We start from the raw sequence: 15729 nt of genomic DNA on the forward strand, positions 1-15729 counted from the left end.
GCACAAGGTGCGGCCGGGGACGACTCCCGCACAGGCTCACACTCAGCACACGCCGTTGCCGTAGAAGATCCGGATCGTGTCGCTGCAGGTGAACAGCGGTACATGCTTCGACGTCGACCCGGTCGGGGCGATCTGTGCGTGCTGCACCTCGTAGGTCGCGATCTCGTGGAAAAGCGGAGCGGCGACGTCGCCGCCTTCGAGCCCGTGGGCCGGAGCGTCGACCATGATCGCAACCACGAACTGCGGATTGTCAGCCGGAACCATGCCGGCGAAGGTGTCCCAGTTCAGCGTGCTGCTGTAACGGCCGCCGTGCGCCGGATCAGGCTGCTGGGCCGTGCCGGTCTTGCCGGCCACCCGGTACCCCGCGATCGCCGCCTTCTTACCGGTGCCGCCGGCCAGGGTCACCGACTCCAGCATGGTGCGGACGGTCTGCGCGGTGCCGGGCGAGACGACGCGCACTCCAGCCGGCTGCGGTGTGACAGTGACGCCACCGTTGGCCTCGGTCACCGACTGGGTAATGCGCGGCGGGATGCGCACCCCGTTGTTGGCGATCGTCTGATACATCGAGGCCAACTGCAGGACCGTCATGGCGATTCCCTGCCCGATCGGCAGGTTGGCGAAGGAGGAGTCCGACCAGGTGTCCATCGGCGGCAGGATCCCGGCGCTCTCGCCCGGCAATTCGATGCCGGTGGTCTGGCCGATGCCGAACTTCTGCTCGTACTCGTCCCAGGTCTGGGGACCGAGCTTCTGCGCGATCTGTAGCGTGCCGACATTCGAGGACTCGGCCAGGATGCCGGTCGCGGTGAAGGGCTGGGTGGGGTGGCCCCACGCGTCGTTGACGGTGACCCCACCGGTGGTGATTCGACCAGGGACGTCGAAGACCGACGAGGGGGTGATGAGGCCCTTCTCCAGAGCTGCCGAGAAGGTGACGACCTTGTTCACCGAGCCCGGCTCGAAGACGCTCTGGATCGGGGCGTTGAGCGCGGTGCTCGAGGTGATGGTGCTCGGGTCGGCTGAGTTGAAAGTGCCGTTGCCGGCCAGCGCCAGCACCTGGCCGGTCTTGGTCAGGATCGCCACCTGGACGCCACGGGCTCCGGAGGCGGACTTGGCCGAGTCAGCGTAGCGCTGGGTTGTGAACTGTAGATCCTGATCGAGGGTGAGCTGCACGTTGGCGCCGTTGACGGCGTTCTTGCGGTCGTCCGGGCCGCTGGGGTTCATCTGCCCCTTGCCGTCAACCGAGTAGGTGAGCGAACCGTCATGTCCGGCCAGCAGCGAGTTGAACTGAGCCTCGATGCCGGCGGCCCCGGTGCCGTCGGAGTGCACCAGCCCCACGACGTTCGCCCCGGTCGTCTGCCCCGGATACTGCCGTTGCGTGGTGGCCTGCGTGTAGATCCCGTGCAGCGGCTCATCGTTGATGGTGAGGGCCTCGATCTTGTTCGCCGCGACCAGGCTCACCGCCTGGGCCAGCAGTGCGTACTGGCTCTTCACGGCCAGCGCCTTCTCGATCGTTGCGGCCGGGACACCGACCAGCGGTGCCAGCGCGGTGGCGTAGGCGCCGCGTTCGGCGGCCGAGATCTGCTCCGGATCGGCGGTGATGTCCTGGGCGTCGGTGGTGTACGCCATCGGCGTTCCGTTGCGGTCCAGGATCTCGCCGCGCAGCGCATGCAACTCGATCGTCGCCGTTCGCTCGGCGTTGGCCGCCGTCGCGTAGCCGCCGTGGTCGAGACCCTGCACCTGCACGAGGCGGGCACCGATGACCAGTAGCAGCACGCAGACCGCGGCGAATCCCCAGTGCAGCCGTCGTTCGGAGCGTCCAAGTTTCAACTCGCGCGGTGGCTTCGGTGGCTTCGGCGGACGGGCCGGCGCCGGTCGGCGGGGCTGAGCTGGTCGGCGGGGCTGAGCCGGACGCTGCCCTGACGGCCGCCCCGGGACCGGGTGTCCCTGCACCTGGCGCTGCTGTGCCGTCCGGGGCTGTGTTGCCCGAGTCTGGGCCGTCCGGGGCTGGGCCGTCCGGGGCGCGGGGCGCTGCTGCCCGGTCCGGGGGGCCTGGGTACGGGGGGCCTGGGTACGGGGGGCCTGGGTACGGGGGGCCTGGGTACGGGGGGCCTGGGTACGGGGGGCCTGGGTACGGGGGGGCTGGGTACGGGGGGCCTGGGTACGGGGGGCCTGGGCGCGGGTCTGGGTGGGGCGCGCCGGCGCATCGGTCGGCGGCCGATTCATCGGGGGGCTCCGTCGATCGGGACCGTCGTGGGGGCGGGCGTCGGTGTCGGTGTCGGCGTCGGCGCGGCGACCGCGGCCACCGGAGTACCCCGCAGCGAGACCTTGCCGTTCGGGGCGACGACCAGGAACGCGGGATTGCCGGCCGGCACCATACCCAGCTTGGTCGCCGCGGTGGCCAGCGCACCCGGGGCCTGCGCGGCCGCGACCTGCGCGCTGAGCTGCTGGACCTGGCCGACCAGATCCTGATTGGTCGCCGCCAGCTCGTGCCGGCGCAGCTCATCGGCCGCGGCCGCAGTGTTCAACGCGAGCAGGGCGCATAGGCCTCCGAGCACCAGACCCATGATCAGCAGGACGAATGGCAGCCGACGGGGAGTCGCGGCACCGGCGGCCGGGGTTGACGCGCTCATCATGCGGAGAGCCGAACTCGCTCGGCGGCCCTGAGCCGCACCGATGCCGCCCGGGAGTTCTCCTCGATCTCAGCCTCGGTGGCCGTCTCCCCCCGGGTCAGCAATCGTAGCTGCGGGCCGCTCTGGGCCAGCGTGACCGGCAGGTCGACCGGAGTCGTGTCCCGAGCCAACGCGGCGAAGTGCTGTTTGACGATGCGGTCCTCCAGCGACTGGTAGGAGAGCACCACGATTCGGCCGCCGACGCGCAGGGCCGCGGTGGCGGCCGGGATAGCGCCTTCGACGGCCTCCAACTCCGAGTTCACCTCGATACGCAGCGCCTGGAAGGTTCGCTTGGCCGGATGCCCGCCGGTTCGCCGGGTAGCCGCCGGGATCGCGTCCCGCACCAGCTCGGCCAACCGAGCGGTGGAGTCAAGCGGGGCGACCCTGCGCTCCCGGCCGATCGCCTGGGCGACCCGTAGCGCGAACCGCTCTTCGCCGTACTCGCGCAGGATGCGGGCCAGGTCCGAGACCGGGTACGTATTCAGCACCTCGGCCGCCGTGAGCCCCTGACTCTGGTCCATGCGCATATCCAGCGGCGCGTCCTGGGCGTAGGCGAAGCCACGCTGCGCCTGGTCGAGCTGCATCGACGAGACTCCGAGGTCGAAGAGAACACCGTCGACGTGCTCGAAGCCCAGTTCGGCCAGCACTGAGGGCATCTGGTCATAGACCGCGTGCACGAGATGGGTGCGGCCGATGAAGGGCGACAGCCGCTGCGCGCTGCGTGAGAGTGCATCCAGATCGCGGTCCAGGCCGACCAGCGTCAACTGCGGATGTGCGGCAAGCAGGGCTTCGGCGTGACCACCGAGGCCCAGAGTGGCATCGACGACGACGGCTGGGCGGTCAGCCAGCGCTGGTGCCAGCAGCGCCAGCACACGATCGAGCATGACCGGCACGTGGACCGCCGGTGGCGGGCTGGTAGGGCCGCTCATGCTTGCTCCGTTCTGCTGCTCAGGCCGTCGCTGTGCTGCTTGCTGCGATGTCGTGCGCTCAGGTCCCCGCCCGTCCCGTGGCTGCCCTGGCACCGGGGAAGTGGTGTCAGGGCCGAGGTCGTCGGGGACGGGAGGAGGCCTGAGCAAACGGCAATTCGGTGACGCACTGCGGTCTGGGGGTGGATTTGGGAGGAAACTTGTGGTGATGGGGCGGAGTTGCGGCGGAAAGGATTGAAGGCTGGGGCAAGGTGCGGGGGAAGGTGGGGGGAAGGTGGGGAATCTCAGAAGAGTCCGGGCAGCACCTCCTCCTCAGCCTCGGCGAAGGCCTGTTCAGTGCTGTCGAGGTAGCTCTGCCAGGCGACCGCGTCCCAGATCTCGACCCGGGTGTTGGCGCCGATCACGACGCAGTCCTTGGTGAGCCCGGCGTAGGTCCGCAGCGCCTGGGGGATGGTGATCCGGCCCTGCGCGTCCGGCACCTCGTTGGAGGCGCTGGCAAAGAAGACCCGGCTGTAGTCACGCGCGCGACGGTCGGTCATCGGCGCGGTTCGCAGCAGGTCGGTGAGACGCCCGAACTCCCCGATACCGAAGACGAAGAGGCAGCGCTCCTGCCCCTTTGTGATCACGAGGCCACTGTCCAGTTCGGAGCGGAACTTCGCCGGCAAGGCAAGGCGGCCCTTGTCGTCCAGACGCGGCGTGTGCGTGCCGAGAAACAAGACAATTCACCCGCGCCCTTCTATTCGGAAGCCACCTGATCCCCACTCTCCCCCACCGTACCCCACCATTCACCACCGTCAACTCAGAGACACGGTCGATTCGGCGGCCCATCCCCCACGTAGTGGCAGCCGTTGGCGCTTCCTGCCCTCCGCGAACGATGCTCGTGAACGCGCCCCGCGTGTCGCCGCCGCCCTCCGCTCGCCCGCAGCTCGGGCGCAATTGGCCTGGTGGCACTACAGTGCGAAAGCGGCATACTCGATGCAAGTGTCAGTTGCGCGCGCCCAGACTCACGCCCCAGACGGACGACTACATGAATGCGAGGCAACGCCGGTGAGCGTGGCAATCAACGGCTTCGACGGTTCGCCGGCCCCTGTCGATGTACAGGCGACCGCCGCCGCCATCGCCGCCAACATCGCTCGGGTCATTGAGGGGAAGCCAGAGGCGATCGAGCTCGGCTTGATCGCGCTGCTCGCCGAGGGACACCTGCTGATCGAGGACATTCCGGGCGTCGGAAAGACCACCTTCGCGAAGGCGATCGCCCGCTCGATCGACTGCACGGTGCGCCGAGTGCAGTTCACGCCCGATCTGATGCCGAGCGACCTGACCGGAGTAAGTGTCTTCAACAGCCTCACCAGCGACTTCGACTTCAAGCCCGGGCCGGTCTTCGCCAACGTCGTCATCGGCGACGAGATCAATCGCGCCTCCCCCAAGACGCAGTCCGCGCTCCTCGAATGCATGGAGGAACGACAGGTCACCGTCGACGGTCGGACGTTCACCCTCGAAGCACCGTTCTTCGTCGTCGCGACGCAGAACCCGATCGATATGGAGGGCACCTACCCACTGCCCGAGGCTCAGCGGGATCGATTCATGCTGCGTGTGTCGATGGGGTACCCAACCCACAACGCCGAGATCGCAATGCTCTCCGAACACGCCGCCGCCGACCCGATGGCCGATCTCGGTCCGGTCTGCGACGCCGAGACGATGCGCCGCCTCATCCGGGCGACCCGCGACATCTTCGTCGCCGATTCACTGAAGGCCTACGCCGTGGATATCGCAGTGGCCACCCGGCGGTCTCCGCACGTGAAGCTCGGCGCCTCTCCCCGGGCCTCGCTGCAACTCCTGCGTGCCGCGAAGGCCCGGGCCGCCGTACGGGGGCGGGGACATGTGCTTCCCGATGACCTACAGGCGATGACCATTCCGGTGCTCGCGCACCGAATCCTGCTCAGCTCGAGCGGCGCCGCGGCCGGGGTCACCACCTCGACTCTGCTCAGCACGCTGCTGAACGCGGTTCCGATACCGACCCAAGTCAACTCGGTCAACTCGGTCAACCCGGTGAACACCGGTGGCGTCGGTGCCCTGCCCGCAGCCCGCAGCCAAACCGCGGGCGCGCCTGACTACCAGGTGGGCTAACCGGCATGAAGCGGGTGCACCCAGGTTTCACCAAGCGAGCACGCTGCCTGCTCGCGGCCGGTGTCGCCGCGGTCGTCTGCGGAGCGGTGCTGAGCGAACAGGAGCTGGTTCGTGGGGGTGCCTTCGCCGCCGTCATTCCTATCGTGGCCGCGATCGTCGTCGGTCGTGAGCGGCTGACCATCTCCAGCACCCGCCGCCTGGAACCGAACCGGACCGCGGTCGGGGAGCGCGCGATCGTACAGCTGACGGTGACCAGTCGCTCCGCACTGCCGACCAGCAGTCTGATGCTCGAAGACACACTGCCCCGTCAGGCCCGAGGCCGGGCCCGCTTCGTGCTGGACCGGCTCAGTCCGCACCAGACCCGAACGGTCGGCTACCGACTACCGGAACTTCCTCGCGGTGAGCACGCTGTGGGTCCGCTGCACATCCGGCTCACCGACCCATTCGGTCTGATCGACCGCACCCGCTCGTTCACGGCGCGCTCGACACTGCTCGTCACCCCGAAGGTGGAACTGCTCCCGCGGGGTTCGACGAGTCTGGTCGCCGGATTCGGCGACGGCGTAGCCAGCGCCTACATCGGCAGCAACGGCGTCGACGATCACACGACGCGGGAGTACCGCGACGGCGACGACCTGCGCCGAATCCATTGGCGTCTGACCGCACGCGCCGGGACCTTGATGGTGCGCCAGGACGAGCAGCCGGCGCCGAGTGACATCATGCTCGCCCTCGACGTTCGATTCAGTGCCCACCCGATCTCTTCATCGGGGGCCGGCGAGCCGGCCGTCTCGGCGAGCTTCGAGTGGCTGGTGAGCGCGGCCGCCAGCATCGCAAGCCACCTCATCACCGAACATCGGCCAGTCACGATCTTGGATACGCCCCAGAACGTCGGCGGCATCCGATTCGCCGCCCGTGACGAGCTATTGACCTACCTCGCCCTCGCGCAGCCCCGTCAGGACGTGCATGCGTCGGAGATGGTCGACCGGATGGCCGCGGGCGCCGATCATTCGATGACTATCGCGCTGCTCGCCGGGCTCGACGAGGCAACGGCCCAGCGCATGGTCGACAAGGCCCGCGGCCGGGGCCGATCGCTCGCCATCGTCATCGACACCGACAGCTATGGCGAGCTCGAGGCAGATTCCCCGCCGACTGCGGCCCGACCCGGCTCCGGCGGTGCCACGGTCGAGGTCGATCAGACGGCGGCAGCCGCTGCCTCGTGGGCACCGTCGGCGGCGCTGCAGCACGCTTGCGGCCTGCTCCGGGCGGCCGGATGGACGGTGTCGATCGCCGGCCCGGGCGAGTCGGTCACGAACGTCTGGTCTCGGTTGCTGGGGCAACCGGAGTTGCTGGGAGGCCTGCGATGACCCGGCCTTCGGCCACTCTCGAGTCGGGAGGGTCGACGGCGACGGCCCCGCAGGCGCGACCACCAACGGGACGCCCCCCGACCCACCGGTCGCCGCTCGGACCACCCGCACTGGCACTCACGCCGGACACGCGGGCGACGCTGATCGTGATGGTGGCGACCTGCTGTGCGGTGGTGCCGCTGCGGGCGCTGTTCACCGATACGAACTGGATCTACTTCACCTGGCTGTCGATCGTGCTGCTGCTGGCTCCGGCCGCGGCACTGCGGATGCGATGGGAGGCGCATATCGCGCAGGTGCTTCCCGGCCTGGCATTGGTGACCCTGCTGGTCACCGCCCGCTTTCTGCCCGACCAGGCGATTGGTGGACTCCTGCCGACCCCCGGCTCGGGCGCGGCGATCTCCAGCTACGGCGCTGACCTCGGCACCTACATCCGCGATACCGTGTCGCCGGACCAGTCCATCCCGGCAGCCATCTTCGTCCTGACGGTCCTGATGGTCGCGGTCGGCGTCTTCAGTGACGCCATCGCAGTCGTCTTCCGAGCGGGTGCGCTGCTCGCCGCGCCGTATCTGCTGATCCTCACCCTCTGCGCGTCAGTTCCACGCACGCCCGTCCCGTGGTGGTCCTTCGCGGTGGTCGCCGCGGGCTACCTGCTGCTGCTCTCCGAGGGGGCGCGCGAGCAGCACCTGCGCTGGGGACCGGTGATGGCCGGTCGCAATAGTTCCGACTCCTCCCCCCGTCGGGTCTCCGTCGTCGCCGCCACCGGAATGCGAATCGGCGCCGTTGCTTTCGTGACTGCACTGGTATTGGCGGCGGTGCTGCCGAGTAATTCGCACAATCCGCTGGCCAACGCGGTCCACAACGGCGATTCGGCCACCAATGGCAGCGGCGGCAACGGCACGGCGCTCGACCCGTTCGTGTCACTGAAGGGGAACCTCAAACGCACCACCCCCATCCCATTGCTGTCCGTGCACGTCACCGGCGCGAACCCGTACTACCTGCGGCAGCTGGTACTCGACAACTTCACCGGGACGCGGTGGCAGCAGAGCCTCAACTCGCCGACCGTCGGTCTCCGGCAGGACGACCTGCCGATGATCCCGGATGACCAGCCGGCGAATGCGGTCCAGTACGACGCCAACATCACCGTCAAACAGCTTTCGGGCAACGCACCGACCCTGCAATCTCCGTCCGCTATCCACGGTCTGGCCCGAGGCACGACGTGGAACGAACGAACCGCCGTGGTCGGCGGTCCAGGTCTGCGCTCCGGCGAGCGTTATACGGTCACCGTCAGCGCTCCTCAGCCGACCAGCGCAGACCTGGCCGCCGCACCAGACCTGGTCAACCCGACGATCAGCGATGTCGCCGCAGACCTGGACACTCCAACCACCCTCCCTCCCCAGATTGCTCAGTTGACCGCGCGAATCGTGGCCGGTCTGACCGGCCCGTATGCCAAGGCCCGCGCGTTGTCGGATTACTTCACGACGCCGGCCAACGGCTTCACCTACACGCTTTCGACAAAGCTGGGCGACTCCGGCAACGATCTGCTCGACTTCCTGACGAATAAGCAGGGTTTCTGCCAGCAGTACGCGGGCGCGATGGCGGTGATGCTGCGATTGGCCGGGGTCCCGTCCCGGGTCGTCATCGGCTACACCCACGACCAGGCCGACAGCGGCGGAAACTTCGGCGTGACCACCAGCGATGCGCACGCCTGGGTGGAGGCCTACTTCACCGGATTTGGCTGGACTGCCTTTGACCCCACTCCGTTGAACGGCGCGGACGCGGCCCGGGCCCAGAGCCTGCCTTATGTGCCGGCTCCGGTCACCAACAACCAACCGGTTCCGAGTACCTCGCCCCGGGCGACGGCGGCTCCGGTCGCACCGACCAAACCCCGCAACCAGCCCTCAACTGATGCAAGTTCCGCGAACTCCAATCAGAGCGCATGGTGGTCGGGTCCGCTGGGCACCGTGAGCGCCTCAGTGTTGGGGCTGCTTGCGGTGACGCTGATCGTGCTGCTCATTCCAGTCGCGCGTCGTGCAGTGCTGCGTCAGCGAAGGATTTCGGCGGCTACCGCCGACCCGCTCTGGGACGAACTCACCGCGACCGCACGGGACCTGGGCTACGTCTGGTCACCGTCGAGATCACCGCGCCAGGTCACCGCTCTGCTCGGTGCCACTGCTGTTCAGGGCGAGGCACTGAATTCGCTCACGACCCTGTCTGATGCCGTCGAGCAGGCTCGCTACGGCCGACCGAGCAGTAGCGCGCACAGGGGTGCCGATCGGGCGCTGGTGGAGGACCTAAAGGCGGTGGAGTCGGCGCTGCGGGACAACCGCGGCAAAGCGGCACGTCTACAGGCCCGCTTCATGCCGGCGGACGGGTGGAGCGGGCTGCGACTGGTACTACGCGGAGGCTGGGGCCGCAGCAGGTCGCGAAGCAGTTCCGGAGGAGATGGCGCTGACGGCTAGTTCTCGTCGAAGCGGCGCTTGAGCCGATCTTCCATCCGACTGCGAACGCCGTCCTTGCGAGCCGTGTTGCTGTTCGCCTGGTTCGACGCCGTCGGCGGCGCCGCGTTGCGGGCGGTGAGCAGCGTGGTGGCGTAGACGCAGGACGCGACTATCAGCACAAATCCGAGAACACCCAGCACGATGAGCTTGGCCGCCAAGCCGGCGAGCACGATGGCGAGGCCACCGACAACACCGAACAGACAGAGCACCAACCATCGGCGAGCATGCGACCTGGGGCGGGCGCTGCGCACGGTTGTAGCGAACTTGGGGTCTTCGGCGTAAAGCGCCTGTTCGATCTGGTCGAGCAGTTGTTGCTCACGATCGGAGAGCGGCACTGTGCCCTCCTTAGCTTTGGGCTGATGCGAAGTAGATCTACGGGCAATTCTGAGGGGCAAATCTAACGGGCAATACTTTAGTTGTACACGTTCTGACGCGTTGTGGCTGGCATTCGTTCAAAGTTTCGCCGAACGAGTAACACACCTGTCATGTTCGAGCATACGAGCCGTTTCGGCTTGGCGAAAGCTGCAACCGAAATAGGCGGAGATCTTCTCAGGTTCATCGCCGCCGACTCGGTCATTTCGGGCGTTGACGGTTGGTTTCGGGCGCCCGTAGCAGCGAAGCCCGGCTCAGCGCCGAATCCCCGAAGCGGGCCCGTGCGGCGTCTGCCACCAGCTCCGACTTGGCCCTCGCCCGGGCGCGCGCGTCCGGCGCCGACGCGGCCAGCGGCCGGCCACTGTCGGCCGGCACCGGGTCGAGATCGAAACTGAGCTGCTGCGACGTGCTCGCTGCCTCGCGCAGGTTCTCGCACTTCACGCCGACCAGCCTGATTCGCGGGCGATCCAAGGCGAGGTGATCGTAGAGATCGGCCACCTCGGCGTGAATCGCATCGGTGGTGTCCACCCAGGTCGGCAGCGTTCGCACGCGGGTGATCGTCGTGAAGTCGGCGAAGCGGATCTTGATCCCGACGGTCCGAGCAACCAATCCGCGCGATCTCACGCGTGCGGAGACGTCGGCCGACAAGCGCAGGAGTTCGGTGTGGACCTGATCGGCCCGGGTGAGGTCTGTGTCGTAGGTCCGGTCCGAGCTGATCGAGCGCTCAGGCTCTCGCTCGGTGACGGCCCGCGAGTCACGCCCCCAGGAGAGATCGTGCAAGTGCTGTGCCGTGCTGACGCCAACCGCGCGTCGCAGGGTGTCCAGCGGAGTCGCGGCAAGGTCGGCGACGCTGCGGATGCCGAGGCGGTGCAGTGGTTCGGCGGTGCGCGCCCCCACCCCCCAGAGCACCGTCACCGGGAGCGGATGCAGGAATTGCAAGACTCCGTCCGCCGGGACGACCAGCAGGCCGTTCGGTTTGCAGCGGGCCGAGGCCAGCTTGGCCACGAACTTGCTGGTGGCCACGCCGACCGAGCAGGTGAGTCCGAGCGCGTCGAAGACGCTCCGTCGAATGCCCTCGGCGGTCTCCCGGGGCGGGCCGTTGAGTCGGCGGACGCCGGAGATGTCCAGGAAAGCCTCGTCGAGCGACAGCGGCTCGACGTGCGGCGTGACATCCCGCAGAATCGCCATGACCTGCTGGGATGCGGCGGTGTAGGCCTCCCGGTCGGGGGCAATCACCACCGCCTGCGGGCAGAGCCGAAGCGCCTGGCCGATCGGCATAGCGCTGCGGACGCCGTATCGTCGTGCGGCGTAGGACGCCGCGGCCACCACCCCGCGCACTCCCCCGCCGACGATGACCGGCTTGGAGCGCAGCTCGGGGCGGCGCCGGATCTCCACGCTGGCGAAGAAGGCGTCCATATCGACGTGCAGGATTGTGCAGCCTGCGTCGTCGGCCGAGGCATCTGAGGCGGCCCGAGGCACATCGGCGCTACGCCCCATCAGTCACCTGCCCCATCAGTCACCTGCCCCATCAGTCACCCGTCCCATCGGACATCCGGCACCGGCAGCCATGCGGCGGGTCGAACCTAGGCGGGGCGTCGGGCGAGCAGCCGCAGCCGCCCGGCGATGTCACGAAATGGCGGTAGCTGCGCCCCGAGCGATTCGAGCTCGCCGACCACTTCGGCCGCGTAGGGCAACCCGTCTATCTCGCCACCTGGGATGAGTTCGGTGAAGACGCCGACCCCGTGAACCTGCTCCACCAGTAGACCGGCAGTAACGCAGGCCGCAGTCACTTCCGCAACTCCGAGACGCAGCTGACGGGCCTGACCGGCATCGGCGCCGGCATCATGGGCGCCAGCAAGGACCCGCAACTCCTGCAGCGCCACCCCGACTTCGCCCGAGAGCACCCGGGCCAGGACCGTGGAGACGGGGTTCGCGACCAGGATGCTGATCAGCCCGCCCGGCCGAACCGAGGCCGCTAGGAATGACACCGCGCCGGCCAGGGCATCGATCGAGTCGAGCGCCTCCAGGACACCGTGCGCGACGACCAGGTCATAGCCACCCTCCGGCGCATCGCTGAGCCCGGTGGGGTCGGGTGCCTCGAGGTCGCCCTGGACCGCCTTCACGTGCGAGGAGACGCCGGCCTCCTGCGCCCGTCGGTTCAAGGTGGCGAGAGCATCGATGCTGATGTCGAGCACTGTGACCTCGGCGCCGGCCTGGGCGAGGGGGACGGCGAGCGTGCCGGTGCCGCCGCCGCAGTCGAGGACGGTCGGGGTTCGCCCAGCGACGGTGACCTCCTGCAGCGACGCGCGAACGAGGCCCCAGACCGCCGCTTGGCGGAGAGCAGAGGGGCGGCTGCCGGCTGCGCGCGGATCACCGCCGCCAATCACCGATGATCGAACGTCTGATGAATAGCGGTCGGCGGGGCCGCCGTCGTCGAGTGCCACGGTCATTGACCCTAGTCGTGATGCATACACAATTTCACTGCCTGACCATTTTGACCCTAGTTCTGCGGCGTGTTCACGGGTGACGTCGTCTATCAGCTCGCGATCGGCTCGGCGAGCAGGCCGAGTGAGCCCTCCACGATTCGCAGGAAATCGAAGGCGGCTCGTAGTTGGTCGTCGGCGTCTCGCGAGGTCACAACGTTGACCGACCCGGCCTCGATCGCCTCCCGCTTGCCGGCGCCGGAGGCGAAGTAAGCCGCCCAATCGGAGAACTCGGGCGCGGTGGAGTCGATCAGCACCCAGGCGCTTCGCAACCGACGAGGACCGGAGGCTGGACGAGCACGCTCGGCCAGCAGCGCCGCCGCGGTTCGTAGCGCGCTGAGATGGGCCAGCCGGAACCGCTCGGCCGCGCTCGGCGCGTCCACCGCTTCAGCAAGGACGCTCCGCGCGTGCGAGACGAGCGACACCGCGCTGCGGGAGACGGGCGCCGGCGGAACCCCAGTGCCGCCGGTGGAGAGAATCGAGTGAACCATGGAGAATACCCCTCTGTTCGAACTTATGTTCGATCGTATCGCATCTGCAACCGCTGTTCAAGGATCTGCCGCGACTACAGGTGAGTCGCAGAGCCCAGCGATGTCAGACGCTAGCGAGGGGGTCTGACAATTTCCGGTCCCGGAGTGCAGCTCCGAGACGCAGCGCGGATGCGCAGCAGTCTGGGGAGCCTGGCGTTCAGTCGCTCGCGGCAGTTCCGGTTGGATCGAAGAGATCAACCACCTCACCGACGATCACCACGCTGGGCGCGCTCAGGCCGGCTTCCCGAACCTGGGACGCCAGGTCGCCGAGCGTGGACCGCACCGTCTGCTGGCCGGCGAGAGTCGCTCGGTGTATCGCCGCGGCGGGAGTCTGAGCGGGGCGACCGTGCCGAATAAGCTCGCTCGTGATCTCCCCCAGGTGCTCCATGGCCATCAGCAACACGATCGTCGCCGGGCCGGTGGCCAGCGTGGCCCAATCGAAGCCCTTCGAGCCGCTGGCCGGATCGAGATGCCCCGAGACAACCGCGAAGTCGGCCGCCACCCCACGATGGGTCAGTGGAATCTGCGCGGCCGCGGGAGCGGCCAGTGCCGAGCTGATTCCGGGCACAACACTCACCGGAATACCGGCTGCCATGCAGGCCAGCATCTCCTCGGAACCGCGACCGAAGACGAATGGATCGCCACCCTTGAGACGGACCACCCGCTTCCCGGCTCCGGCCCGGGCAATCAGGATCTCGTTGATCTGCGCCTGCGTCAGGTTGTGTCGATGGGCGGACTTTCCGCAGTCGATGATCTCCACGTGATCGGGCAGATCGGCCAGCAGTTCTCTGGGAGCCAGGCGGTCGACCACGACGACATCGGCCTCCGCGACCAGGCGGCGGCCACGGACGGTGATCAGCTCGGGATGGCCGGGACCGCCACCGACCAGTGCCACCGACCCATGCTTGGCCGCGCGCACCGGGCGGGATTCGAGCGAACCGAGATCGATCGCCAAGGCGATCGCGTCCCGCAGGGCGAGCGAACGCTGCGGGTCGTCTCCGCTGGTGATTGCGACGGTGACTTCGCCGCGGCGCAGCAGAGCCGGAGTTCGGGCTGACCCACCGGGCGCGTGGTCGGAGCGAATACAGAAGACCCGCGCTCGGGCCGCGACCGACGCCACAATCTCATTGGTCCGGGCATCGTCGGTGCAGGCGCAGACGAGCCACGCGCCGTCAATGTCGCCCTCGACGAAGGTTCGCCGGGTGACGGTGAGCTGTGGGCCGGCCTGAGCGTTGAGCTCGGCGACGACCTCAGGCGCGACAACCTCGATCTGAGCCTGCGCCTCGAGCAGGCGGGTGACGCGGCGAGCCGCCACCGCACCGCCACCGACGACCAGCACCCGACGCCCGGCCAGGTCGAGCATCAGCGGGAAGTCAGTCACGGACATATGGTCGCAGGCTCCGCCGATAGGACCACCAGCGAGCCGCCGCATTGTGCTGCAGAGCTACCTCCGGCAGCGCGTGGCAGCCCAGTGTCTGACGCCGCCGCGCCCGCGACCGGCGGCATTCAGTTGGGGAATTCGGCGACCATGCCCGCCGCCACGGTCGCCCCAGAGGCGTCGTCGACGAGCAGGAAGGCACCAGTGGAACGATTCGTGGCGTAGGCATCGACGATGATCGGATCGGCCAGCCGGATGCGGACGTTCCCGATGTCATTGAGCCCGAGTTCCGTAGCGGGCTCACTCGTCACGGTCGCCACATCGAGCTTGCTGACCACCCCGTCCACGACCGCCCGCACGTCGCGGGTGGTGTGACGCAGCGAGAATCGGTCGCCCGCGCGGAGCGGACGGTCGGTCAGCCAGCAGAGGGTGGCGGTGACCTCTCGGGTGACGACCGGTCGCGGATCACGATCGACCGCGAGCAGGTCCCCGCGGGCGATGTCGATGTCGTCGGTCAGGCGCAGCACGACCGAGCGCCCGGCGGGTGCCTCAGTGAGCTCGCCGTCGGGCGTATCGATGCCTTCGACGGCGCTGCTGCGCCCGGACGGGAGCACGACGATCTTGTCGCCGACCCGTAGCGTGCCGGCCTCGACCCGACCGGCGTATCCGCGGTAGTCGGGGTATTCGGCTGAACGGGGCCGGACGACGACCTGTACCGGGAATCGGGCTGGAACATCCAGGGCCGGCCGCGACTCGACATCCTCCAGGAACTGCAGCAGGGCGGGCCCGGTGTACCAATGCATGTGGGTCGATGCATCGACGACGTTGTCGCCGGCCAGGGCCGCGATCGGGATCGGGGTGAAACTCGCAAGTTTCAAGCTGGCCGCGGCTGCCGCGAAATCGGTGACGATCTGGTCGAAGACATCCTCCGCGTAGTCGACCAGATCCATCTTGTTCACGGCGAGCACGACGTGTTCTACCCGCAGCAATTGCGCGACGGCGGCATGCCGCTTCGTCTGCTCAACCACACCGCTACGGGCGTCGACCAGAATCACCGCGACGTCAGCCGTCGATGCACCGGTGACTGTATTTCGGGTGTACTGCACATGACCCGGCGTGTCGGCCAGGATGAACGTGCGCCGGGCAGTGGCGAAGTAGCGATAGGCCACGTCGATGGTGATGCCCTGCTCGCGCTCGGCGCGTAGCCCGTCGACCAACAGCGCCAGGTCGGCGCCGTCGTAACCACGTCGTTCACTTGCAGCCTCAACGGCGGTGAGCTGATCGCTCAGCACTGCCTTCGCATCGTGCAACAGGCGGCCGACGAGGGTGGATTTGCCATCGTCGACCGAGCCGGCCGTAACGACACGCAGAAGCTGTCCTGGCATGAG

Annotated in this window: 13 protein-coding genes; 3 read left to right on the forward strand and 10 right to left on the reverse strand. The window is 68.2% G+C overall.

What is annotated here, in order from left to right; all coding sequences use genetic code 11:
- Nucleotides 1-42: 42 nt before the first annotated feature.
- The 4 genes from CPH63_RS17410 to mraZ all read right to left on the reverse strand — a co-directional run bounded on the left by CPH63_RS17410 (nt 43) and on the right by mraZ (nt 4308).
- Nucleotides 43-2220, reverse strand: a complete 2178-nt coding sequence (locus tag CPH63_RS17410) for a penicillin-binding protein 2 (protein WP_157749624.1) — start codon at nt 2218-2220, stop codon at nt 43-45.
- On the reverse strand, nt 2217-2630 hold the full coding sequence (locus CPH63_RS17415; RefSeq protein WP_157749625.1) for a cell division protein FtsL: 414 nt from the start codon (nt 2628-2630) through the stop codon (nt 2217-2219). Before CPH63_RS17415 ends, CPH63_RS17410 begins: the two co-directional genes overlap by 4 nt.
- Complete coding sequence (rsmH, locus tag CPH63_RS17420) at nt 2627-3595, reverse strand: 16S rRNA (cytosine(1402)-N(4))-methyltransferase RsmH (protein WP_096304075.1); 969 nt, start codon at nt 3593-3595, stop codon at nt 2627-2629. Before rsmH ends, CPH63_RS17415 begins: the two co-directional genes overlap by 4 nt.
- 281 nt (nt 3596-3876) lie before the next feature.
- A complete protein-coding gene (gene mraZ, locus CPH63_RS17425; RefSeq protein ID WP_096304076.1) occupies nt 3877-4308 on the reverse strand; it encodes a division/cell wall cluster transcriptional repressor MraZ in 432 nt (143 codons plus the stop codon).
- A 331-nt stretch (nt 4309-4639) separates the two neighbouring features.
- Here mraZ and CPH63_RS17430 point away from each other — a divergent pair, with 331 nt between their 5' ends.
- From CPH63_RS17430 to CPH63_RS17440, 3 genes are read left to right on the forward strand one after another with little or no spacing between them, the layout of a single operon-like run.
- Nucleotides 4640-5719: a MoxR family ATPase gene (locus CPH63_RS17430; RefSeq protein ID WP_241895717.1), complete on the forward strand. Its 1080-nt coding sequence runs from the start codon at nt 4640-4642 to the stop codon at nt 5717-5719.
- Between the two features lie 5 nt (nt 5720-5724).
- Entirely contained in the window at nt 5725-7080 is a 1356-nt protein-coding gene (locus CPH63_RS17435; RefSeq protein WP_096304078.1) for a DUF58 domain-containing protein, read from the forward strand.
- Nucleotides 7077-9539 (forward strand): DUF3488 and transglutaminase-like domain-containing protein, encoded by a 2463-nt coding sequence (locus CPH63_RS17440; RefSeq protein WP_157749626.1) that lies wholly within the window; start codon nt 7077-7079, stop codon nt 9537-9539. Before CPH63_RS17435 ends, CPH63_RS17440 begins: the two co-directional genes overlap by 4 nt.
- Here CPH63_RS17440 and CPH63_RS17445 read toward each other — a convergent pair.
- The 6 genes from CPH63_RS17445 to CPH63_RS17470 all read right to left on the reverse strand — a co-directional run bounded on the left by CPH63_RS17445 (nt 9536) and on the right by CPH63_RS17470 (nt 15726).
- On the reverse strand, nt 9536-9913 hold the full coding sequence (locus CPH63_RS17445; protein ID WP_157749627.1) for a DUF3040 domain-containing protein: 378 nt from the start codon (nt 9911-9913) through the stop codon (nt 9536-9538). The two genes, CPH63_RS17440 and CPH63_RS17445, sit on opposite strands and share 4 nt — an antisense overlap.
- Nucleotides 9914-10151: 238 nt before the next feature.
- On the reverse strand, nt 10152-11447 hold the full coding sequence (dinB, locus tag CPH63_RS17450; RefSeq protein ID WP_096304081.1) for a DNA polymerase IV: 1296 nt from the start codon (nt 11445-11447) through the stop codon (nt 10152-10154).
- Nucleotides 11448-11533: 86 nt separating this feature from the next.
- Entirely contained in the window at nt 11534-12394 is an 861-nt protein-coding gene (locus CPH63_RS17455) for a bifunctional 2-polyprenyl-6-hydroxyphenol methylase/3-demethylubiquinol 3-O-methyltransferase UbiG (RefSeq protein WP_197704412.1), read from the reverse strand.
- Between the two features lie 92 nt (nt 12395-12486).
- Nucleotides 12487-12924 carry an SAV_6107 family HEPN domain-containing protein gene (locus CPH63_RS17460; protein WP_096304083.1) on the reverse strand — a complete coding sequence of 146 codons (438 nt, stop codon included), beginning with the start codon at nt 12922-12924 and terminating at the stop codon, nt 12487-12489.
- 196 nt (nt 12925-13120) lie between these two features.
- A complete protein-coding gene (gene cobA / locus CPH63_RS17465; RefSeq protein WP_096304084.1) occupies nt 13121-14350 on the reverse strand; it encodes a uroporphyrinogen-III C-methyltransferase in 1230 nt (409 codons plus the stop codon).
- Nucleotides 14351-14469: 119 nt separating this feature from the next.
- Nucleotides 14470-15726, reverse strand: coding sequence for a sulfate adenylyltransferase subunit 1 (locus tag CPH63_RS17470; protein ID WP_096304085.1), 1257 nt, complete (start codon nt 15724-15726; stop codon nt 14470-14472).
- Nucleotides 15727-15729 lie beyond the last annotated feature (3 nt).

Origin of the sequence: Jatrophihabitans sp. GAS493 (assembly GCF_900230215.1) — a bacterium.
Lineage (GTDB): Bacteria > Actinomycetota > Actinomycetes > Mycobacteriales > Jatrophihabitantaceae > MT45.

Excerpts from the sequence above, each read along its gene's own strand:
- dinB (WP_096304081.1), bottom strand. The coding sequence starts at position 11,447 with ATGGGGCGTAGCGCCGATGTGCCTCGGGCCGCCTCAGATGCCTCGGCC.
- CPH63_RS17460 (WP_096304083.1), bottom strand. The coding sequence starts at position 12,924 with ATGGTTCACTCGATTCTCTCCACCGGCGGCACTGGGGTTCCGCCGGCG.
- rsmH (WP_096304075.1), bottom strand. The coding sequence starts at position 3,595 with ATGAGCGGCCCTACCAGCCCGCCACCGGCGGTCCACGTGCCGGTCATG.
- CPH63_RS17410 (WP_157749624.1), bottom strand. The coding sequence starts at position 2,220 with ATGAATCGGCCGCCGACCGATGCGCCGGCGCGCCCCACCCAGACCCGC.
- CPH63_RS17440 (WP_157749626.1), top strand. The coding sequence starts at position 7,077 with ATGACCCGGCCTTCGGCCACTCTCGAGTCGGGAGGGTCGACGGCGACG.
- CPH63_RS17435 (WP_096304078.1), top strand. The coding sequence starts at position 5,725 with ATGAAGCGGGTGCACCCAGGTTTCACCAAGCGAGCACGCTGCCTGCTC.
- cobA (WP_096304084.1), bottom strand. The coding sequence starts at position 14,350 with ATGTCCGTGACTGACTTCCCGCTGATGCTCGACCTGGCCGGGCGTCGG.
- CPH63_RS17415 (WP_157749625.1), bottom strand. The coding sequence starts at position 2,630 with ATGATGAGCGCGTCAACCCCGGCCGCCGGTGCCGCGACTCCCCGTCGG.
- CPH63_RS17470 (WP_096304085.1), bottom strand. The coding sequence starts at position 15,726 with ATGCCAGGACAGCTTCTGCGTGTCGTTACGGCCGGCTCGGTCGACGAT.